Here is a 20,935-nt window from a genome sequence, read left to right on the forward strand (position 1 = left end):
TCACAGGATGCGGCTCGCGCGGCCGCGAAACAGGATCCACAGGAAGAAAGGCGCGCCCATCAAGGCCGTGAGAATGCCGATCGGCAGTTCGGCCGGGGCGACCACGATACGCGCGGCGATATCCGCGCCGATCAACAGCGTCCCGCCCAGCAGCGCAGAGGCAGGCAGAAGAAAGCGGTGGTCGGGCCCGATCGCCAAGCGCAGGATATGCGGCACGATGATGCCGACAAAGCCGATCACCCCGCAGAAGGCGACCGCAACGCCGGTCATGGCGGCGACGAGGAAGATGCAAGCCTTCTTCAGCGTCTCGACCGGAACGCCCATATGCATGGCGGCGGCCTCGCCCAATGTGAAGGCGTTCAGGCCGCGCGCGAGGAAAGGCAGCGTGATCAACGAGGGCCCGACGACCCCCAGCGCAATCAACGCCTTGTCCCAAGTGGCTCCAGCCAAAGATCCGAGACTCCAGAAGGAGATGTCGCGCAATTGCTGGTCCTCGGCCATATAGACGAGCAGACCCGTTCCGGCCATGGCGAGTGCGCCGATGGCGATGCCGGCGATCAGCAGGGTGGCGACCTGCGTCTCGCCGTCACGCGATGCGATCGCGTAGAGAAGCATGGTCACCGTCAAGCCGCCGACGAAGGCGGCGATCGGAATGAGGAACGGTCCCAGAAGAGAGGCAAGCGGCGCAAGCGCGCTCGCTCCCAGCACGATCGACCCGACAGCGCCGAGACTCGCGCCGGCGGAGACGCCGACGACGCCGGGATCGGCGAGCGGATTGCGGAACAGGCCCTGCATGATCGCGCCGGAGACCGCGAGGCCCGCGCCGGCCATCAAGCCGAGAATGGCTCTGGGCAACCGGATGTCGAGAATCACGATCCGGTCGCGGAGCGCCTCGACGCCGTCTTGCGGCGCGCCGGAGAGCCAATCATACAGGAACCGGGGTAGCGACGCAGAGCTTGCGCCGACCCCGATCGAAAAAACGGTAACGGCGAGAGCCAACGCCACGAGCGCCGCCAGGCCCAGGCGTTGCCGCAGCGGCATGGCGAGCGCCTTGCGGGTCCGCCGCGACCGCGCCGGGACTCGGGTCATCGTTACAGCCTCAACCGCCATAAAGCGCCTTCGAGACGGTGCGGATCGCATCCGCGGTGCGCGGACCGAAGCCGAGAGTGGAGGCGCCATCCAGGCGCAGCAGCGAGCCCGATTTGCCGGCGGGCGTGAGCTTGATGGCCGGATGAGACAGAACCTCTTCATCGGACGCGCCGGGACCGGCGCGGCTCATCATCAGGATCACGTCTGGCGCTGCGGAGATGACCGCCTCGTCATTGATCGGCTTGTAGCCATGAAAATCGCCGGCGACATTGACCGCGCCCGCCAGTTTCAAAATGCCGTTCGCCGCCGTGTGATCGCCGGCGGCCATGATCTTTCCGCCCTGAAGGGTGAGCACGAACAGGACCCGCTTGCGTTTGTCCGCTGGAACCGCATCGGCTGCCTTCACGGCTTCGTCGATATCGGCCGAGATTTTCTTAGCCAGCGCTTCGGCTTCGGAGTCTGCGCCAAGCGCGGCGCCGACGGCGAGGATCTTGGCTGTAATCGCTTCTGCGTCATAGCCTTCGGGTACGGTCACCACGGGAATGGAGGACTTCCTCATGACATCGATGGCGGGCTTGGGGCCGCTGCCCTCGATCATGAGGATCGCAGACGGATTGACCGACAGCACGCCTTCCGGAGACAGTTGCCGCATATAGCCCACATCCGGCAGCTTCATTGCTTCGGGCGGGAAAAGACTGGTGGAATCGCGGGCGATCAGAAGATCGCCCTTTCCCAGCGCATAAACGATCTCGGTCACCGCTCCGCCGATCGACACTATACGAGAGGGGTCGGCGATCTTCTCGCCCGCCATCCCCTGCCCGAGCGGCAGGAGGGCGAGAGAAAAGGCGATGCCGGCGCAACGGATTGCGTTCATGAAAAACGACATGGCTTTCCCTTATGCGGCCTCGGCGGCGCTGGTGGTCGAGAGGCTTTCGACGAGCGAGCGCCATTCCGCCATCTCGGCATTGCCTTCCTTGCGCTTGCCGAAGAACTGGATGATCATTTCGCCATCGGCGTCATAAGCCTCGATCGAGGTGACATGGCCGTCCTTGGTGGGCTTGCGGACTGCCCACGCTTCCGCGATGTGGTCCATGCGCAGGTGCAGGTGGAAGGTCGGGTCCATGACATTGATCCATGGGCCCATCGGCTGAATGTTCGACACCGGACCGGTATGGATCTGCACAATGCCGCGATTGGCGACGAAGCACATCAGATTGACCTGGGTCTCGACCGACTTCTGGAAAAATTCGGCGATCACCCCATCGGTCAGTTTCCAGGCGAAGTCCTCGCCCACTGCGCGCACGGCGGCGCAGCGGTCAACGTCGAGCTTGCGCAACATGCCGAAGAATTCATGCGTGTCGGTCATCTTGCTCCACTGGTCGCGGAGTGCTGCAACGTCGAAACCGTCCTTGCGGCCGGAAGGAAGCTTCGTGAAGACTTCGGCCGTGAAATCCTGAGACTGATCTTCCAGCCGGAAATCCGCGACCAGGCGCTCATAGGCCTCGAGATTGGATTCCGGACGAAGATGGATCTTGTGGATCGCCTCGCCCGACTTGTCGAAATATTGCAGGCTGCGGCGCACCGTATCGCCGTCGGTCTTGGTCACGGCGAAGGCATGCGCCCAGACCCAGTTGAAAATGCGCAGATCGATGTTCTCGCCGAGGGTCAGCGAGGTGCGCTCGCCGATCTCGATCTTCTCATAGACGCCGATCTTTTCGTGCACGGCGCTTTCGTTGCGGCTGAGCGCCATCACGACGCCGAGTTCCGGCGCGCGTTCGAGCATGCGATTGGGATTGGCGTCGATGCGAACAGCGGAGATCCCCACTTCCGCCGCCACCAACGCCGCCTCGGAGACGCCGAGATTCTTGGCGATATCGCGTTCGCGCAGCTTTGAATTTTCCGCCCGATAGGCGCGGATTTCGGACGGCGTCGGCCCAATGTTGCTCATGTTCGATTCCTTCTATGCAATGTCCGCAGCGGCGGCGCTTATTTGTTGAGAATGAGTTTGCCCTGTTTGGTGATCTTCATCCGATAGGCCGAGCCGGCGTGATGGATGACGATTTCACGGTCGCCCATGAACAGGGTTTTCGTGTCGTATTCCCGCACATTGACGTCGAGAGGGGCGGCTTGGGCTGCGCTTTCGCGCCCCGCCGGATCTCTGTCTCCACTCGGCATGATCAGCCTCTTTGTTCAGATCTTTGTTGACTTCCGTAGTCATATTTCTTAATCCACGCAATACCAGTGCGGGATAGTCAAGTTAAAATTTATCGATCGCGCCGTCGAATATTCGATCGCGCGCAGATACGGGCCGGGGGGATTGCTCCGTGTCCGAAAGGAGTGGGTCATGACGCAGACAGCTGACAGCGCGATCGTCCAGCTCAGCTCGCTCCGCTTCAAGCCCGCCAATTCCAATCAGGCCGATCGGTCGGGGGTTTCGCATCAGTTCAACAATGTGCCCCGCTGCTCCTTCGCACGCGACGACGGCATCTCGCCCTATCTCGGATCGGAAACCGGGATCGATCGATATCCGTCTTCCGCCGTCGGCCTCGAACCCCTGCATGCGGACATTCCCCATCCAGCGCCCGAACCAGACAAGCCGCGGAGCGGCGCACATCGCAGATTGTTGCGCAGCGGCTTTGCGCTGTCCGTGTTCCTCCATGCCGGCGTCGCCCTGGCGCTGGGCGTGTTTGTCGCAAAAGCTCCGGACGACGCGCTGATCCAAGGAGAAACGGTGATTTCGCTGATCGTCCAGGGCGACGATTCCGACGTCGACGCGCGGGTTTCGGGAGACGAAACCGCCAAGGATCTGGAGGTCGAAGAACCACAACAGGAAACGGTCGAGAAAGCCAAACCCGATCCTGCCCCTGTACCGAAGCCGGTCGAGCCGCCGCCGATTGCAAAAGTAGAGCCGGAGCCGCCGCCCGTTGTTCCGGCGACATCCGAACAAGTGCTCAAGGACGCGCCGATGCCGATGCTCGGCGCGGCACTCCCCGAGATATTGACTGCGACGACGCCTGCCGAGGCGAAAGTTGCTGAGATCGCCAAACCGGTCGTTCAGGAGCCGCCGAAAGAGATCGAAGAGATCAAACCCGAGCCGCCCAAACCGATCGATCCACCAAAAGTCGAAACGAAGCCGGTCGAAGAGAAAAAGCCGGAGCCGCCCAAGCCGGTCGAAAAGGAGCCGGAACTCAAGAAGCCCGATCCCAAGCCGGTGGTCGAAAAGGAAAAGCCCAAGACAAAACCCGTCAAGAAAACGGTGGCCAAGAAGGACCAGAAGAAGCGCAAGGGCCAGAACGCCAAGCAAGAATACAACGCCGATCGCGGCCGGACAGACGCCAAGAGCAGAGGGCAATCCAGCAAGGACGCCTCGAGAGGCGCCGCAAATCGGGAAGTCGGCAATGCGGCGGCCAGCAACTACAAGGGTCTCGTTCAAAAGAAGCTGAGCCGAGCGCAAAAACGCGTCCGGGTCCGCGGCGAAGGAAGCCTTGTGCTTTCATTCACCATAACGGCGAACGGCGGAGTATCAGGCGCCCGCATTTCCCGCAGTTCCGGCGACCCCAAACTCGACCAAGCGGCTCTGGCCTTGTTGGATAGAGCCGCGCCTTTTCCAGCCATTCCTACGGAAACCGGCAAAAAAAGCTGGAAAATGACCGTGCCGATCGAGTTCCGTTAATCAAAGCGAGCGGAATGGTTAACGTTTTCTCACTCCGCTCATGAGCATTCGAGCAATCGAGGTCAGCCTCTTCTAACCATATGAATTAGCTAGATCTTATATCCTCCTGCGTATGGTGTGTGCCAATCCGGAATGAACGCCGGAACCACACAATTCCTTGGAGGATGTACGGAATGACCGAGACCATTCGCGAGATTCTGAAGAAGCATGCCAACCTGCCGATCGCCGCAGAGGACCTCGCCGACGGCGCCGATCTCTATGCAGCCGGTCTTTCCTCTTTCGCCTCCGTGCAGGTGATGCTGGCGTTGGAGGAAAACTTCGACATCGAATTCCCCGACAGTCTTCTCAACCGCAAGTCTTTCCAGAGCATCGAAGCCATCGCTCGCACGGTGGATTCCATTCTGGACGGCAGAAAGGTGGCATGATGAACATTCCGGTCAACCTGTCGGCCGGCAGCCTTGTCGAGCGCGCCCAGCGCGTCGCGGCTGTCGCCAGGGCCCATGCGGCCGAAGTGGACCATGACGGTCGCTTTCCGGAGGAAGCCGTCAACGCCATGAAGGCGGAGCGCCTTCTGTCCATCCAGATCCCGACGGAGCTCGGCGGCGACGCTGCCTCGACCGGCGAGATCACCGAACTCTGCTCGATCATTTCCCAGGCCTGCTCGTCGGCGGCCATGGTCTTTGCCATGCATCACATCAAGCTTTCCAGCCTGGTGGAGCACGGCATGGACAGCGACTGGCATCGCAGTTTCATGCGCCGCGTCGTCTCCGAGCAGATGTTGATTGCTTCGGCCACCACCGAAGGCGGCATCGGCGGCAATCTGCGCAATTCGATCTGCGCGATCGAGGTCGACGGCGACATCTGCCGGCTGGAAAAGGACGCGACCGTCATTTCCTACGCCACAAAGGCCGACGCCATCCTGATCACCTCGCGCGCCCACAAGGACGCGGCGCCGACCGACCAGGTCATGACCGCCTTCACCCGCGACCAATACACGCTCGACAAGACCCAGGATTGGGACACGCTCGGCATGCGCGGCACCTGCTCGGAAGGCTTCCTGTTCAAGGGCGAAGCGCCCAAGGAGCAGATCTTCCCCAAGCCTTTCGCCGAGATCGCGGCGCAATCCATGCTCGCCAACAGCCATATCCTCTGGAGCGGCGTCTGGTACGGCATCGCGGTGGATGCGGTCAATCGCGCCCAGGCTTTCGTCCGTTCTGCCGCCCGCAAGCAGCCGGGCGTGGTTCCGCCGGGCGCCATCCGCCTGGCAGAGGTTTCCAACCTTCTGCAGATGATGAAGTCCAACGTCGTGGCCGCCATCAAGGCTTATGAAGAGGCGAAAGCCGACCCCGAAAAGCTGTCTTCGGTCGCTTTCTCCGTGGCGATGAACAATGTCAAGATTGCCTCTTCGGAGTCGGTTCTGACCATCATCGACCATGCGATGCTGATCTGCGGCATCCTCGGCTACAAGAATGGCACGCCCTACAGCCTCGGCCGCCACCTTCGCGATGCGCATTCCGCCCGCCTGATGATCTCCAACGACCGGATCCTCGGCAACACATCCACCATGCTCCTGATCCACAAGCAGGACACGAGCCTACTGGGATAATGACAATGGATATGCAGGTTTCCTTTCTTGATCGCCTTTTTGAATCCGGACTGCTGATCGACACCGGCGTCGACGGTCTCTATGGCCGCTCCGGCGAATTCGAAGACGTCATCGCCGCTTTCGAGCGGCTGATCGACCGCACCGGCGGCGGCGACGGCGCCGAGGCCATCCGCTTTCCGCCCGGCATGAACCGCGCTTATTTCGAGACCAGCGGTTACATGAAGAGCTTCCCTCAGCTGGCCGGCACGGTTCATTCCTTCTGCGGCAACGACCACGACCATCTGAGCCTGCTGCAATGCATGGAGGAAGGCAAGGACTGGACCAAGGAGCAGAAGGCGACCGACATCGCGCTCACGCCGGCGGCCTGCTATCCGCTCTATCCGACCATCGCCAAGCGCGGCCCTATCGCGATGAAGGGCGGGCTCTACGACCTGCAGTCCTACTGCTTCCGGCATGAACCGTCCAAGGACCCCGCCCGCCAGCAGCTGTTCCGCATGCGCGAATATGTCTGCATGGGCACTGAAGCCCATGTGACCGATTTCCGCCAGACCTGGATGGATCGCGGCGTCGAGATGATGAAGTCGGTCGGACTCGACGTCGAAATCGACATCGCCAACGACCCGTTCTTCGGCCGCGCCGGCCGCCTGCTCGCCAACAACCAGCGCGACCAGAACCTGAAATTCGAACTGCTGATCCCGGTGACCTCGCAGGCCAACAAGACCGCCTGCATGAGTTTCAACTACCACCAGGACGCGTTCGGCTCCAAATGGGGTCTGAACCTCGAGGACGGCTCGGTGGCCCACACCGCCTGCGTCGGCTTCGGCCTGGAGCGGATCGCGCTGGCGCTTTTCGCCAAGCATGGTCTCGACACCAAGCTGTGGCCGGAAGACGTCCGCAAGGTTCTGTGGGGCTGAGGCGATGGCCGCCGTCTTCCCCCATCTCGATCCCCTCGCCTACAGGCCGCATGCGTTGCATTCGGCCGAACGGGCCTGGCCGGAGACCAATTGCTATGTCGATCTGTGGATCGAGGCGCTGCACGCCATGGGCGCCCAGCCCGAGGCCATGCTCGGCTTCACGCTGGCTCAGGATTTCGAGGGCGACCAGTTCACCTTCTTCAAGGTTCCGCTGGAGGATCTCGAAAGCCTCTATGACGTGAGGGTGACGGAACTGGCGATCTTCGACCGCGTCGAGGATCACGTCTCCGAACAGATCGCGCGGGGCCGTCTCTGCCTGTTGGAGATGGACAGCTACTACATGCCCGACACGCAAGGCGTGGCCTATCGCACCGAACACGGCAAGACCACGATCGCCATCAATCGGCTGTCGGAGAAAGACAAGTCGATCGACTACTTCCACAATGGCGGCTTCCACCGCCTGGAGGGAGAGGATTTCGACGGCGTGTTCGGCAAGTTCTTGCCCGAAGGCGCAGCGCCCTTCCTGCCCTATACCGAATTCGCCAAACTGCCGGCGAAACTGCCGGACGCCGTCCATGTCCGGCAGGAGGCGCATCGCCTGCTCCGGCGGCACTTGAAACGCATGCCGGAGGACAATCCGGTCGCCGCCTTCGCGCGGGTGTTTCCGATGCAGGTCAGCGCGCTCGCCGATCGTCCGTTCGAGTATTTTCACAAATACGCCTTCAACACGCTTCGGCAGTTGGGCGCGAATTTCGAACTGGCGGCGACGCATTTCGACTGGCTGGCTCCCGGCGGCGATCTCAAGGCCTCTTCCGACGCCGCGATGACCATCGCCAACACCGCCAAGACGGCGCAGTTCCAGCTGGCGCGCGCGCTGACGCGCAAGAAATACGACACGCTGGGACAGGCGCTGGCGCCGGCGGTGGAGGCTTGGGATCACCTTAGGGAAACCATCGCCGCGCATATCAACTGATCCTTAACCATATCAGGAGACATCATGCCCCGGCGCAACGTCCGGGGCATGATTTTGACGGGGAACGACATGAGCGGCAGGGCAGTCATTTCGGACATCCGGCACTCGCTCGCCGGCGAATGGGCGCTGGTCGTCTCCGATGCCGGCGCCTATGCGACGCCGTCCGACATTCCCGACAAGGCGCGCCAGATCCCGGCCCCCGTGCCCGGAACGGTGGCTGAAGCGCTGGAAAATGCCGGCCGCTTCGATCGCGCCCATCCCGTCAGTCTCAACGACCGCGATTTCTGGTATCTCGCAGCCCTCGACGGCCAGCCGCCCGGCCCGGCCCGACTGCTGCTCGACGGTCTCGCGACCATCGCCGAAGTCTATGTCAACGGCCGGCTGGTGCTGGAAAGCGTCAGCCAGTTCATCGCCCATGACGTTTCGGTTGTTCTCAAGGGACAGGGACAGGACCAGATCGCCATCTGCTTCCGCGCGCTGAACCCGCGGCTGAAGGCGTCGGGTCCGCGCGCGCGCTGGCGTCCGCAAATGATCACGCCGCCCGGCATGCGGCTGATCCGCGCCACCGCGCTCGGGCATATGCCCGGCTGGTGCCCGGATGTGGAGGCGGTCGGCCCTTTCCGTCCCATCCATCTCGTCCGCTCCGCCGAAAACGAGATCGATGGCCTTCGCCTATCCGCCGGCCTCGATGAAAGTGGCGCCGGCGTTCTCGATGTCAGTTTCCGCTTCGCCGCCCGCGCCGTCGATCTGCGCATCGCCTGCGGCGGCGTCTCCGCGCCGGTGCTCATCTCAGCGGAAGGGCTGCTGAACGCGCGTCTCGAAATTCCGGCGATAAAATCGTGGATGCCGCACACCCATGGAGAGCCTCATCTGTATGACGTCGATCTCGTCATCAATGACGCGGCGCACCAGATCGGCCGCGTCGGCTTCCGCAATATCGCGCTCGATCAGGGATCCGATGGCAAGGGCTTCGGCGTCGAGATCAACGGCATTCCAATATTCTGCCGGGGCGCCGTCTGGACCAACGCCGATATCGTCAGGCTGCCGGGTTCCCGCGAGGATTATCGACCGTGGCTCGAAAAGGCGCGCGACGCCGGCATGAACATGATCCGCATCGGCGGCACCATGACCTATGAGACGCCCGATTTCTTCGCGCTCTGCGACGAACTGGGCCTGATGGTCTGGCAGGACTTCATGTTCGCCAATTTCGATTACCCGGCCTCCGACCCGGCCTTCGCCAATCTGGTGCGACAGGAGGCGGTCGATCTCTTGTCGAGCATCCAGGGCTCGCCCTCGCTCACGGTGCTCTGCGGCGGCTCGGAGATGTTCCAGCAGGCGGCCATGCTCGGCATGCCCGAACGTTTCTGGAGCGGGCCTGTTACCGACGAGATCTTGCCTTCGGTCTATGAAGAGCTGCGCCCCGACGTCATCTATGCGCCGAATTCGCCGTTTGGCGGAGCCATGCCCTTTTCGCCCAATGAAGGCGTCACGCATTACTACGGCGTCGGCGCCTATTGCCGTCCGCTCGACGACGCCCGCCGCGCCGGGGTGCGCTTTTCGGCCGAAAGCCTCGCTTTCGCGCATGTGCCCGAGGCCGAGACGTTGGAGGAGCATCTGCCCGTCATGCCCGTGCATGATCCGCGCTGGAAGGCGCGCGTGCCGCGCGACCGAGGGGCCTCGTGGGATTTCGAGGACATCCGCGATCACTATCTGCAACTCCTCTATGGTCTCGATCCGGCGCGGCTGCGGCGCGAGGATGTTGGTCGCTATCTGACCCTGTCGCGCGCGACGACCGTGGAAGTGGTCGAAGCCGCGTATGCCGAATGGCGTCGGCCAGGCTCTCCGACATCGGGCGCGCTGGTCTGGACGCTGCAGGATCTGCTGCCCGGCCCGGGCTGGGGCGTCATCGACGCGACCGGCCTCGAAAAGCCGGTCTGGCATGGTCTGCGCCGGGCCTTTCGTCCGGTGACCGTGGTCCTGTCGGACGAGGGGACGAGCGGACTCTACGCTCATGTGATCAACGAAACCGGACTTGCCCGCAGCCTGACGCTGACGCTCGCCTGCCTTCGCGACGGCCATACACCCGTCGTCAGCGGCAAGATCGATCTCGACCTGCCGTCGAGAGGCACGGCGACATTTGCCGCGACCGAGCTGTTCGGCGCCTTTTTCGACGCCGCCTATTCGTTCCGCTTCGGACCTCCAGCGCATGACGTGACGGTCGCGCAGCTCCTCGACCGGACGACCGGCGACGAGATCGCGACCGCCTATCATTTCCCGCAAGGGCGGAGCGCCGCCCTGCACAAGGCGGCGCTTTCGGCGCGGCTCGCGCGGGAGGCGGAGGACTGGGCGCTCTATCTCTCGACGGATCGGCTGGCGCAATCGGTGCATTTCGACCTGCCCGGCTGGCGCGCCTCCGACAACTGGATGCATCTCGTCCCCGGCCAGGAAAAGCGCCTGACGCTGACGCCGAGAGGTGAGCCTCCGCCCGGCCCGCCCAGCGGCGCGATCCGGCATCTTGAGGGCGGAGATTTCAGATTTTGATCGGCAGACGAGACCCGATATATACTGACGCCACGTAGTTGATGACGGACGGATCGGCACGCGCCGCGGCGAACGCGGACCGGACACGGAAGGGATGACCGACATGCGGATGATGAGCTTTGCGGCCCTGGCCTTGGCGGCGACATTCGGTTTCCAGGGCGCTGCTCTGGCGGCCAAAGGATGTTTCCGGGGGATCAACCTCTCCGGCGCGGAGTTCGGCGAACTCGGCGGCAAGGTCAACAAGGCCTATGTCTGGCCTTCCGACAAGACGGTGTCCTATTTCGCCGCCAAGGGCTTCGACACCGTGCGCCTGCCCTTCATGTGGGAACGGCTTCAGCCCAAGCTGATGGCGCCGTTCGACCCGGCGGAAGAGGGCCGGCTTCGAGAAAGCGTGGAGCTGATCAAGTCGCATGGCATGCGCGTCATTCTCGACCCGCACAATTACGCGCGCTATCAGGGAAAGCTGATCGGCTCCCCGGATGTTCCGCATGCGGCTTTCGCGGATTTCTGGGTCAAGCTCGCGACACTCTTCGCCAATGATCCCGCGATCTATTTCGGGCTCATGAACGAGCCGAACAAGATGCCGGTGGCGCAATGGGTCGAGGCCGCCAATGCCGCCACCCTTGCAATCCGCCTCGAGGCGAAGGCCGGAAATCTCATCTTGGCGCCGGGCACCGCCTGGACCGGCGCCCATAGCTGGATGAAGGAGATCGACGGCGAACCAAACGGCGTGGCGCTGCTCAAATACAAAGACCCGAGCGACAATTTCGCCTTCGAGGTTCATCAGTATCTCGACGACGACTTCTCCGGCACCAAGGGCAACTGCTCGCGCGCCGATGACGCCGTCACAGCGATCAAGGATTTCACGAAATGGCTGAAGAGCAACGGATTTAAGGGCTTTCTCGGCGAGTTCGGCGCACCGGGCGAACCGGCCTGCGTTGCGGGCCTTCAGGCCATGATCGACGTCGTCGAGGCGGACAAGGAGGTCTGGACGGGCTGGACCTACTGGGTCGCCGGCGATTGGTGGTCTGAAAGCGAACCGCTGAACATTCAGCCGACGGCGAACGGCGATCGGCCGCAACTGGCGGCAATGACGCCCACGCTCACCGATTTCTCCGCCGAGGGCCGGAATTGCCCTTCGCTCCGATGAGCGCGCGCGACCTGAAGCCGCAAACGAACGAGCCTGCGGCCGCGCAGGGTCGGCTCGTGGTGCATGTGGTGCGTCAGTTCTGGCCCAATCGCGGCGGGCTGGAAGACGTGGTGCTGAATCTCTGCCGCCGCGCGGTCGACGCCGGCTATCGCATCCGTGTCGTCACGCTGAATTCGCTGTTCAGCGATCCCGAGCGTGCGCTTGCCGCCCGGGAAATGCTCGGCGATATCGAGATCGTGCGCATACCATGGCGCGGATCCAGCCGCTACCCCATCGCGCCGTCGGTGCTCGATCATATTCGCGACGCCGATCTCGTGCATGTCCACGCCATCGACTTCTTCTTCGATTTTCTCGCCTTGACGAAAGCGCTGCATCGCAAGCCGATGATCGCCACGACCCATGGCGGCTTCTTCCACACGAAGAAATTCGCCGCCATCAAGTCGATCTGGTTCAATACGCTGACACGCTTTTCGTCGAGCCGCTACCGCTACATCGTCGGATGCAGCCGATCCGATATGGACATGTTCGCGCCGGTGGCGCGCCGTAACCTGCGTCTAATCGAAAATGGAGCCGATCTCGACAAATTCGCCGATCGCAGTTCGTCCCTGCCCCGCAAGGCGATCGTCAGCATCGGCCGCTTTTCCGTCAACAAGCGGCTGGACCTGCTGATCGAAACGCTCGCGGTGCTCCGGCGGAGCGATCCCTCCTGGACGCTGGACATCGTCGGCCTGAATTCCGATCTGACCGCACGCGACTTGGAAGACGGGGCGTCGCGCCTCGGCGTGCGAGACGCCGTCCATCTTCATGTCGGCCTGACGAACGAGGCCGTGGCGGAGATCATCGGTCGCGCTTCGATCTTCGCATCCGCCTCGAATTATGAAGGGTTCGGGCTGGTCGCCATCGAAGCCATGAGCGCCGGACTGATCCCGGTCCTTCAGCCGAACGCCGCCTATGAAGCGCTGGCAAAGAGGCATGACATCGTCAAACTCGCCGACTTCAGCGCGCCCGCCGCTGCAGCCCAGACGCTCGAATCGGTGTGGGCGGATTTGCAGACGGAAGGCGCCCGCTTGCGCCAGGAGGCCATGGCCCAGGCGGCGCCGTATAGCTGGACGGCGGTCGCCCGTGATTATCTCGATCTCTACGAGCGCGCTCTTTCGTAACTCAGCGCATGGTCCGTTCGTAGAGCTCCAGATGCGCCCGGGCGATTTCACGCCAATCTCTCGCTTTCAGTTCCCGCGCCAGAATGTCGGGGGCAGGCCGACGCTCCATCTGGCCCGACAGAAGCCGATCGACGACGCCCGACGCGTCGGCGGCGTCGGCAATGGCCAGCGTCGTTTGCTTCAGCCAAGCCGGCGTTTTGTCGGACTGCGTCGTCAGGAGTGTGACGCCATGGTCGAGGCAGGCGAGCGCCGACCCCCTCTTGTCGGAGACGCCGTCCGGGAACGGCAGGAGCGCGATGCTCGCGGCGAGCAACTCCCGGGACACGTCGTCGGGAGGCAGGTTGATACGAAGCGTGACGCCCAGATCGCGGCTCCGATCCTCGACCATGGCCCGGAATTCGCCGTCGTCCTCGACCATCGCCCCGATCATCCGAACGTCGATCGGCGCCGCCTTGCGTTTGAGATCGGCGACGGTGTCGAAAAAGATCTCGATGCCCTTTTTGCGGGAAATCTGCCCGAAATAGACGAGCCGTTCGCGTCGCTCCACGACTTCATCGACTTTGAGGATGTTGTTGCCGATCGGCAGCACGTGGAGAGGCGCATGACCGAAAGGAAAGGCGCTGTGGAAACCATCGCGCTCGGCTTCGTTGGAAAACAGGATGGTCCTGGCTTTTAACGCGTAAGGCAGGAAGATCAGTTTACGCGGCAGGCTGAAGAGGCGAAACTCGTGAAGCGTCACGTAAACATCGGGCTCTATGACGGGCAACATGGCGGGAGCGAGGGAGTTTCCCATGGTGAGTGAAGGATATTGGAGATGCAACGCGGCCCCATGCCCGTGGTGTCGGCGTCGAATTCTGGCGATCTCGCCGGCCGACCATCTGCGCGGGCGTTCGATCACCGCCTCCGCGCCGATATCGAGAAACGCCTGCGCCAATTTCTCCGTGTAATCCGCGACGCCGCACATGAGATCGCCGGGTGAGGTGACGAGGAGAACGATCTTCAAGGTCTCGACTTTTCCTAAGGGTTTCTTGACTCTGACTTAAGACAGGCCCGCTTAAGATGGGGTAAAGTCCGCGCGTGCGAGCCTGCAAACCTCATGCATTGACCAAAATTTCAGCTCTAGCGCATAGACCACGCGAGCAGACACGGAATACAAGGCTGACGCATGTCTAAAAACATCATGGCGAACTCGATGCTCAATGCCGCGGCCGGTATGCTGCTGCTTGTCACCGGTTTTGTCTGCTCGATCGTCGCCGCGCGCCTGCTCGGCCCGGAAGCCAATGGCGTGATCGCCTTCTCGCTATGGTTCGCCACCACCGGCGCTCTCGTCGCCGAGCTCGGCACGGGCGTGCTGCTGATGCGCATGCTGCCCAAACTCAAGGTCGAGGGCTATGACGAAAAGCGGCGGCGCGGCTTCGCGGCCCTTTTGCTCACCCCGACGCTCATTTCCACGGTGGTGCTGGCCGCGCTCTACGGCGTGATCTTCCTCGGCTCGGAGGAGCTTCACTGGATCGACACGGGCCCCGAGGTCGCGCTGCTGACCGGCGGTCTGTTCGTGCTTCAGTCGATCGGGGCCTTCACCAAAAATTACCTGATCGGCGAACAAAGGCTCGGAGCCTTTTTCAAGCTTACCGCCATCGCGTCGGTGGTGCAGTTGACCACGGTGGCGGCCGGCGCGGTCTTTCACGGCGTCGAGGGCGCGCTGCTCGGTTATGCGGCCGGCCAAGCGGTCATGTTTCTCTACACATTGACGCTGATGTTCGAGCGCCGCGACTTCTGCGACACGCCGGCTAAATTCCTGGTGTCGTCGTCGCTGGCGCTGTCGGCCGGCTATGTGATCGACTCGGTGTTTCTCAACCGGATCGAGATCCTGTTCCTGCAGCAGTTCTGGGACGTGAAGATGGTCGGCTTTTACGCCGTCAGCCTGTCGCTCGCCAATCTGGCGCTACAGCTTCCGGTGCAGCTGACGGGAAGTCTGTTGCCCTATTACGCCGCCCAACGCCAGTCGAGCAACGGCCAACAGATGAACGCCGATGTGTTTACATCCGTCATTCGCGCCCTGTTCTACCTCACTTTGCCGATGAGCCTCGGACTGGCCGGGGTCGCAACCCCGCTGGTCACTTCGGTGTTCGGCGAGGAATTCGCGCCGGCCGGTCCGATGGTGGCGCTGATCGCGCTGTCGGCTCCGGCCTATGTAATGATGCAGATTCTCACCCAGTATCTCTTCTCGCTCGACATGATGAAGAGCCGCTTGTTCGCGGGCCTGATCGGCAGCGTGGTGATCGTCGTCGGCTGCTTCGTCGCCGTTCCCGCTTTCGGAGGCGAAGGCGCGGCCATCGCTCGCCTTGCGGCCTTCACCCTGATGTGCATGGCGATGATCCGGATGACCGGCTTCGGCAAGAACCTCCACGGTCTTTACAGCGTGCTCGCCAAGGTGACGATCGCCTCGGCGCTGGTGGGCGGCGTGGCTTATGTCGTCTCCGATTTCGTTCCGGGCATCACGGGTCTCGTGCTCGCCATCGCGATCGGCGTCGTCGTCTATCCCGTCGCCCTCAGATTTACGCGGGCGATCCCGAGGGAAGACGGCGCAATGCTGCGCGCGCTCGCGGGCCGCGCGCCGGGAAAAGCCGGAAAAGCCGCCGGCAAAATCGTGCGCTGGGTGGCGCCGCGCACATTGGATGCGTCGTCGCCGCAGCCTAGCCTCGCCTTGGAAGCTCCCGGCGCAGGCCGTCAGGCGGCCCACGCCGTGTCCTTCGAGGGCAATGCGGGGCTCTACCAGCCGGAAGCCGAAGGTGTCGCCCGGCGTGACGCCGCAGTCCTTCTGCTCTCGCCCTGGGGGTTCGAAGAACTCTGCAGCCGCAAATTCTACCGTATTCTCGCCGAAGACCTTTCTGAAGCCGGCCTGCCCAGCCTGCGGTTCGACTATCCGGGCACAGGCGATTCCCGTGACCTGGCAGATCATGAAGGCATGGAGGCCTGGGAGGCTTCGATCATCGCCGCCGCAGCGAAACTCAGGGCGCTCACCGGGCTCGACCGCCTCATATTGATCGGCCAAGGTCCCGGCGCGGCGCTTGCCCAAAAGACGGCCGATCAGCTCGGCGAGATCGGCGCGATCGTGATGCTGGCGCCGATGCTGAGCGGCAGACTCTACCTCCGGGAAACGGCTCTGATGTCGACGGCCATCGATCAGGCTCTCGGCCTTCGCGAAGATCAACGCGACAAGGTCCATGTGAGTATCGCCGGCTTCAAATTGCCGGAGGCGATCGCGACAGCGTTGAAGGCGATAAATTTCGGCTTGGCCCCGAAAGCGGCGGCTCTGCACTATCTCTTGCTCTCGAAGCCTTCGTCCGGCGCGGAAGCGCAGCTCGGCGAGGCGCTCCGCCAACAAGGCGCGTCCGCCGATGTCGAACCATTCACCGGTTATGAGACGCTGGTCGCCAACCCGACCATCCAGGTCATGCCGCTTCAGACGATCGCGCGCATTGTGGATTGGGCGCTCGACAAGACGGGGCCGACACAGACACGCAGTGCCCGACCGGCCGGCGCCGATACTGTGAATACGGACGACTATGTCGAGACGGGCTTACGTTTCGGCGACGGCGAGCGGCTGCACGGAATCCTCTGCGAGCCCGTGAATGCACCGAACGGACTTCGCGCGCTCATTCTCAGCACCGCCTATGATCGCGCCTCGGGCTGGGGCCGAAGCGGGACGGACCTGGCGCGGAGTCTCGCGAAAGCCGGCATCGCCTCGCTGCGCTATGACGCCGCCAATGTCGGGGACAGCCCGCCGGTTTCGGGCGCCACGCCCCAGGTCCTCTATTCTCCGGACCAGATTGTCGATGCGCGCCAAGCGATCGATGTTCTCGAAGCGCGATTGGGCGCGGGACCGCTGATCCTGTCCGGACGGTGCAGCGGCGCCTATGTCGCCTTGAGAACGGCCCATGCCGATCCGCGCGTCAGCGCCTTCATGGCCGTCAATCCCTATACTTATTACTGGGACCCGACCAAACCGGTGGACGGCGCGCTGACTTTCGTGCCCCGCAGCCTGGATGATTACGGCCAGAGGCTCGCAAGGGTCGATACGTTCAAGCGCCTCGTGAAGGGCGATATCGACGTGCCCGCGGCGGCGCGCAACATCTCATTGGCGCTCTACAGGCGCCTGCTGGCGAAGCTGAAGCTTGTGTTGCGCTTCATCGATTCGGCCGGCCCCGTGCATCACGAGACCGTCGAGATGTTCCGCACCTACGCCCTGCGCGACACTTCGGCGATTCTCGCCTATAGCGAAGGGGATGTGGGCGTCGAGGCCCTGCGCAAGCATTTCGGCGACAATGGCGAAAAGCTTGCGGCCTTTCCGAACGTGAAGCTGGTGATGATTCCTGACGCCGATCACAATCTGACGCCGCAGGCCGCCAAGGATCAGGCCATGGCGGAGCTGGTGGAGCTCGCGCGGCTCCATGCCGCTCTCAAATGAAAACGGCGGGCCGTTGACGGCCCGCCGCATCCTTTTCGAACATCGCTGCGACGTCAGTCGCTCAGCGTGTCGAAGAAATCCTTCATCTTGGCGAAAAAGCCCGTCGATTCCGGATTGTTTTCCTTGGACGAGATCTTCTGGAATTCCTCCAGAAGCTCCCGCTGGCGCTTGGTCAGCTTCTGTGGCGTCTCCACCACGATCTGCACATAGAGATCGCCGGTCTGGTGCGAGCGCAAAACCGGCATGCCCTTGCCCTTCAGGCGGAACTGCTTGCCGGTCGGCGTGCCCTCGGGAACAGTGACGCGCGACTTGGTGCCGTCGAGCGTCGAGATCTCGAATTTGCCGCCGAGCGCGGCCGTGGCCATGGGGATGGTGACCATGCAGTAGAGATCGGCGCCGTCGCGTTTGTAGAAGGAATGCGGCTTGACCGACATGAAGATGTAGAGATCGCCGGCGGGCCCGCCGCGCAATCCGGCCTCGCCCTCGCCCTGCAGGCGAATGCGGGTGCCGTCCTCGATGCCGGCCGGAATGTTGACCTGCAGCGAACGCTCTTCCGTGACGCGGCCCTGGCCGTGGCACTTGGTGCAGGGATCGCTGATGGTCTGGCCACGGCCGTGACAGGTCGGGCAGGTCCGTTCGATGGAGAAGAAACCTTGCGTCGCCCGGACCCGGCCGGAGCCGTGGCAGGTGCCGCAGGTCGTCGGCTTCGTGCCGGGCTTGGCGCCGGTGCCGGTGCAGACGTCGCAGGTGATGGAGGTCGGCACGCGAATCTGCGCCACCTTGCCCGCGAAGGCTTCCTCGAGCGAAATTTCCATATTGTAGCGGAGGTCGTCGCCGCGCTCGCGGCCTTGGGCGCCTCCGCCGGCGCCGCGACGTCGCCCGCCGCCCATCATTTCCCCGAAGATATCCTCGAAGATGTCGGAGAAGCCTCCGGCGCCCGCGCCGAACCCTGCGCCCGGACCACCGCCGCCGCCCTGCTCGAATGCCGCGTGACCGAAGCGGTCATAGGCGGAACGCTTCTGCGGATCCTTGAGGGTTTCGTATGCCTCGTTGATTTCCTTGAACTTCTTCTCGGCGGCCGCATCGCCCGGATTTTTGTCGGGATGCCACTTCATCGCGAGCTTGCGGAAGGCGCTTTTCAGCTCCTTCTCGTCCGCCGTCTTGCTCACGCCGAGCGTCTCGTAAAAATCAGCTTTTGCCATGTTTGAAAACCATGCGCGCTAGCCGCGCATCACCACGTGGATTGAGGAACCGCCTCCGATCGGGCCCGACCCGAAGGGAAGCGGATTTGAAGAGGCCTGCAAGCTGGGCTTGCAGGCCGGCATTTCAGGTTCAGGCCGACTTCTTCTTGTCGTCGCTGACATCCTCATAATCCGCGTCGACAATGCCGTCGTCGTCCTTTTCGGCGCCGTCGCCGGCGCCGCCTTCGGCCTGCTGGGCCTCATACATCGCCTGACCGAGCTTCATGGACACTTCCAGGAGGTTCTGGGTCTTGGCCTTGACGTCCTCAGGATCGATATCCGCGCCTTCGATCGAAGACTTCAGAGCCTCGATAGCGGCCTGGATCGCGCCGCGGTCGGCTTCGGTCACCTTGTCGCCATAGTCCTTGAGGGACTTCTCGGTCGAATGAACAAGGCTTTCGGCCTGGTTCTTCGCCTCGACGCCCTCGCGACGCTTCTTGTCGGCCTCGGCATTGGCTTCGGCGTCCTTGACCATCTTCTCGATGTCGGCGTCGGACAGACCGCCGGAAGCCTGGATGCGGATCTGGTGCTCCTTGCCGGTGCCCTTGTCCTTGGCCGAAACCTGCACGATGCCGTTGGCGTCGATATCGAAGGTGACTTCGATCTGCGGCACGCCGCGCGGCGCCGGCGGAATGCCGACGAGATCGAACTGGCCGAGCATCTTGTTGTCGGCCGCCATTTCGCGCTCGCCCTGATAGACGCGGATCGTCACGGCCTGCTGGCCGTCTTCGGCAGTCGAGAAGACCTGGCTCTTCTTGGTCGGGATCGTCGTGTTGCGATCGATCAGACGGGTGAAGACGCCGCCGAGGGTTTCGATGCCGAGCGACAGCGGGGTCACGTCGAGCAGCAGCACGTCCTTGACGTCGCCCTGGAGAACGCCGGCCTGGATGGCCGCGCCCATGGCCACGACTTCATCCGGATTGACGCCCTTGTGCGGCTCCTTGCCGAACAGCTGCTTGACGATTTCCTGCACCTTGGGCATGCGGCTCATGCCGCCGACGAGCACGACCTCGTCGATCTCGGCAGCCGAAACGCCGGCGTCCTTGAGCGCAGCCTTGCACGGCGCGACCGTGCGCTGCACGAGATCGTCTACCAGGCTTTCGAACTTGGCGCGGGTCAGTTTCATCGTCAGGTGCTTCGGACCGGTGGCGTCCGCCGTGATGAACGGCAGGTTGATTTCGGTCTGCTGCGAGGACGACAGTTCGATCTTGGCCTTTTCGGCGGCTTCCTTGAGGCGCTGCAGGGCGAGCTTGTCGTTCTTGAGCTCGATGCCCTGCTCTTTCTTGAACTCGGTCGCAAGATATTCGACCAGACGCATGTCGAAGTCTTCACCGCCCAGGAAGGTGTCGCCGTTGGTGGACTTCACCTCGAAGACGCCGTCGCCGATTTCGAGGACGGAGATATCGAAGGTGCCGCCGCCCAAGTCGTAGACGGCGATCGTCTTGCCTTCATTCTTGTCGAGGCCGTAGGCGAGCGCGGCCGCCGTCGGTTCGTTGATGATGCGCAGGACTTCGAGACCGGCGATCTTGCCGGCGTCCTTGGTTGCCTGACGCTGGGCGTCGTTGAAGTAGGCCGGAACGGTGATGACGGCCTTTTCGACCTTCTCGCCGAGATAGGCTTCGGCGGTTTCCTTCATCTTCTGAAGGATCATGGCGGAGACCTGCGAGGGCGAGTAGCCCGTGCCGCGGCTCTCGACCCATGCGTCGCCATTGCCGGCCTTGATGATCTTGTAGGGAACGAGGCCCTTGTCCTTTTCCACGGTCGGATCGTCGTGACGGCGGCCGATGAGGCGCTTCACGGCGAAGACGGTGTTTTCAGGGTTGGTGACCGCCTGGCGCTTGGCAGGCTGACCGACGAGACGCTCGCCTTCTTCTGTAAAGGCCACCATCGACGGGGTGGTGCGGGCGCCTTCGGAGTTTTCGATCACCTTTGCATCCTTGCCATCCATGATGGCGACGCAGGAATTGGTGGTTCCGAGGTCGATACCGATAACTTTTGCCATTTTCACTTCTCTCCTTGTAGCAGGCTGCAGGGACCCTTCAGGCGGCGTTCCCTCGCAACCCCCGTTTGGATGGGTACATTTGCGAATTTTTCGGAGCCGGAGCTCCTTGTATGCG

The 20,935-nt window shown here is 62.8% G+C and carries 16 protein-coding genes; 9 read left to right on the forward strand and 7 right to left on the reverse strand.

Annotation, left to right across the window (positions count from 1 at the left end; genetic code table 11):
• From OCK01_RS14740 to OCK01_RS14755, 4 genes are read right to left on the reverse strand one after another with little or no spacing between them, the layout of a single operon-like run.
• The gene (locus tag OCK01_RS14740; RefSeq protein WP_263824849.1) at window positions 1–1,041 is read right to left on the reverse strand and encodes a FecCD family ABC transporter permease; all 1,041 of its coding nucleotides are present in this window, start codon (window positions 1,039–1,041) and stop codon (window positions 1–3) included.
• Between the two features lie 58 nt (window positions 1,042–1,099).
• The gene (locus tag OCK01_RS14745; RefSeq protein ID WP_263824592.1) at window positions 1,100–1,975 is read right to left on the reverse strand and encodes a heme/hemin ABC transporter substrate-binding protein; all 876 of its coding nucleotides are present in this window, start codon (window positions 1,973–1,975) and stop codon (window positions 1,100–1,102) included.
• 9 nt (window positions 1,976–1,984) lie between these two features.
• Window positions 1,985–3,037: a hemin-degrading factor gene (locus OCK01_RS14750; RefSeq protein WP_263824593.1), complete on the reverse strand. Its 1,053-nt coding sequence runs from the start codon at window positions 3,035–3,037 to the stop codon at window positions 1,985–1,987.
• A gap of 38 nt (window positions 3,038–3,075) precedes the next feature.
• Window positions 3,076–3,264 (reverse strand): hemin uptake protein HemP, encoded by a 189-nt coding sequence (locus tag OCK01_RS14755; RefSeq protein WP_182827424.1) that lies wholly within the window; start codon window positions 3,262–3,264, stop codon window positions 3,076–3,078.
• Between the two features lie 169 nt (window positions 3,265–3,433).
• On the opposite strand from OCK01_RS14755, the gene OCK01_RS14760 reads away from it, so the two are divergent.
• From OCK01_RS14760 to OCK01_RS14795, 8 genes are all read left to right on the forward strand, one after another.
• Window positions 3,434–4,762 carry an energy transducer TonB gene (locus OCK01_RS14760; RefSeq protein WP_263824594.1) on the forward strand — a complete coding sequence of 443 codons (1,329 nt, stop codon included), beginning with the start codon at window positions 3,434–3,436 and terminating at the stop codon, window positions 4,760–4,762.
• A 173-nt stretch (window positions 4,763–4,935) separates the two neighbouring features.
• The gene (locus OCK01_RS14765; RefSeq protein ID WP_182827426.1) at window positions 4,936–5,187 is read left to right on the forward strand and encodes an acyl carrier protein; all 252 of its coding nucleotides are present in this window, start codon (window positions 4,936–4,938) and stop codon (window positions 5,185–5,187) included.
• Window positions 5,187–6,368: an acyl-CoA dehydrogenase family protein gene (locus OCK01_RS14770; RefSeq protein WP_263824850.1), complete on the forward strand. Its 1,182-nt coding sequence runs from the start codon at window positions 5,187–5,189 to the stop codon at window positions 6,366–6,368. Before OCK01_RS14765 ends, OCK01_RS14770 begins: the two co-directional genes overlap by 1 nt.
• Window positions 6,369–6,373: 5 nt before the next feature.
• Complete coding sequence (locus tag OCK01_RS14775) at window positions 6,374–7,282, forward strand: amino acid--[acyl-carrier-protein] ligase (RefSeq protein ID WP_263824595.1); 909 nt, start codon at window positions 6,374–6,376, stop codon at window positions 7,280–7,282.
• A gap of 4 nt (window positions 7,283–7,286) precedes the next feature.
• The gene (locus OCK01_RS14780) at window positions 7,287–8,255 is read left to right on the forward strand and encodes a DUF1839 family protein (RefSeq protein ID WP_263824596.1); all 969 of its coding nucleotides are present in this window, start codon (window positions 7,287–7,289) and stop codon (window positions 8,253–8,255) included.
• Window positions 8,256–8,324: 69 nt separating this feature from the next.
• On the forward strand, window positions 8,325–10,796 hold the full coding sequence (locus OCK01_RS14785; protein WP_263824597.1) for a glycosyl hydrolase 2 galactose-binding domain-containing protein: 2,472 nt from the start codon (window positions 8,325–8,327) through the stop codon (window positions 10,794–10,796).
• A gap of 94 nt (window positions 10,797–10,890) precedes the next feature.
• Window positions 10,891–11,946 (forward strand): glycoside hydrolase family 5 protein, encoded by a 1,056-nt coding sequence (locus tag OCK01_RS14790; protein WP_263824598.1) that lies wholly within the window; start codon window positions 10,891–10,893, stop codon window positions 11,944–11,946.
• Window positions 11,943–13,106, forward strand: a complete 1,164-nt coding sequence (locus tag OCK01_RS14795) for a glycosyltransferase family 4 protein (RefSeq protein WP_263824599.1) — start codon at window positions 11,943–11,945, stop codon at window positions 13,104–13,106. Before OCK01_RS14790 ends, OCK01_RS14795 begins: the two co-directional genes overlap by 4 nt.
• 1 nt (window position 13,107) lies before the next feature.
• Here OCK01_RS14795 and OCK01_RS14800 read toward each other — a convergent pair whose 3' ends face one another.
• Complete coding sequence (locus tag OCK01_RS14800; RefSeq protein ID WP_263824600.1) at window positions 13,108–14,109, reverse strand: hypothetical protein; 1,002 nt, start codon at window positions 14,107–14,109, stop codon at window positions 13,108–13,110.
• 162 nt (window positions 14,110–14,271) lie between these two features.
• Between OCK01_RS14800 and OCK01_RS14805 the strand changes: the two genes are divergently transcribed.
• Complete coding sequence (locus tag OCK01_RS14805) at window positions 14,272–17,577, forward strand: polysaccharide biosynthesis C-terminal domain-containing protein (protein WP_263824601.1); 3,306 nt, start codon at window positions 14,272–14,274, stop codon at window positions 17,575–17,577.
• A 53-nt stretch (window positions 17,578–17,630) separates the two neighbouring features.
• On the opposite strand, the gene dnaJ is transcribed toward OCK01_RS14805, so the two are convergent.
• Entirely contained in the window at window positions 17,631–18,779 is a 1,149-nt protein-coding gene (dnaJ, locus tag OCK01_RS14810; RefSeq protein WP_263824602.1) for a molecular chaperone DnaJ, read from the reverse strand.
• A 130-nt stretch (window positions 18,780–18,909) separates the two neighbouring features.
• Complete coding sequence (dnaK, locus tag OCK01_RS14815) at window positions 18,910–20,820, reverse strand: molecular chaperone DnaK (protein ID WP_263824603.1); 1,911 nt, start codon at window positions 20,818–20,820, stop codon at window positions 18,910–18,912.
• Window positions 20,821–20,935 lie beyond the last annotated feature (115 nt).

Origin of the sequence: Rhizobium sp. TRM95796, assembly GCF_025779995.1 — a bacterium.
Lineage (GTDB): Bacteria > Pseudomonadota > Alphaproteobacteria > Rhizobiales > Rhizobiaceae > Rhizobium_E.

Excerpts from the sequence above, each read along its gene's own strand:
- OCK01_RS14740 (WP_263824849.1), bottom strand. The coding sequence starts at position 1,041 with ATGCCGCTGCGGCAACGCCTGGGCCTGGCGGCGCTCGTGGCGTTGGCT.
- OCK01_RS14745 (WP_263824592.1), bottom strand. The coding sequence starts at position 1,975 with ATGTCGTTTTTCATGAACGCAATCCGTTGCGCCGGCATCGCCTTTTCT.
- OCK01_RS14750 (WP_263824593.1), bottom strand. The coding sequence starts at position 3,037 with ATGAGCAACATTGGGCCGACGCCGTCCGAAATCCGCGCCTATCGGGCG.
- OCK01_RS14755 (WP_182827424.1), bottom strand. The coding sequence starts at position 3,264 with ATGCCGAGTGGAGACAGAGATCCGGCGGGGCGCGAAAGCGCAGCCCAA.
- OCK01_RS14760 (WP_263824594.1), top strand. The coding sequence starts at position 3,434 with ATGACGCAGACAGCTGACAGCGCGATCGTCCAGCTCAGCTCGCTCCGC.
- OCK01_RS14765 (WP_182827426.1), top strand. The coding sequence starts at position 4,936 with ATGACCGAGACCATTCGCGAGATTCTGAAGAAGCATGCCAACCTGCCG.
- OCK01_RS14770 (WP_263824850.1), top strand. The coding sequence starts at position 5,187 with ATGAACATTCCGGTCAACCTGTCGGCCGGCAGCCTTGTCGAGCGCGCC.
- OCK01_RS14775 (WP_263824595.1), top strand. The coding sequence starts at position 6,374 with ATGGATATGCAGGTTTCCTTTCTTGATCGCCTTTTTGAATCCGGACTG.
- OCK01_RS14780 (WP_263824596.1), top strand. The coding sequence starts at position 7,287 with ATGGCCGCCGTCTTCCCCCATCTCGATCCCCTCGCCTACAGGCCGCAT.
- OCK01_RS14785 (WP_263824597.1), top strand. The coding sequence starts at position 8,325 with ATGAGCGGCAGGGCAGTCATTTCGGACATCCGGCACTCGCTCGCCGGC.
- OCK01_RS14790 (WP_263824598.1), top strand. The coding sequence starts at position 10,891 with ATGACCGACATGCGGATGATGAGCTTTGCGGCCCTGGCCTTGGCGGCG.
- OCK01_RS14795 (WP_263824599.1), top strand. The coding sequence starts at position 11,943 with ATGAGCGCGCGCGACCTGAAGCCGCAAACGAACGAGCCTGCGGCCGCG.
- OCK01_RS14805 (WP_263824601.1), top strand. The coding sequence starts at position 14,272 with ATGTCTAAAAACATCATGGCGAACTCGATGCTCAATGCCGCGGCCGGT.
- dnaJ (WP_263824602.1), bottom strand. The coding sequence starts at position 18,779 with ATGGCAAAAGCTGATTTTTACGAGACGCTCGGCGTGAGCAAGACGGCG.
- dnaK (WP_263824603.1), bottom strand. The coding sequence starts at position 20,820 with ATGGCAAAAGTTATCGGTATCGACCTCGGAACCACCAATTCCTGCGTC.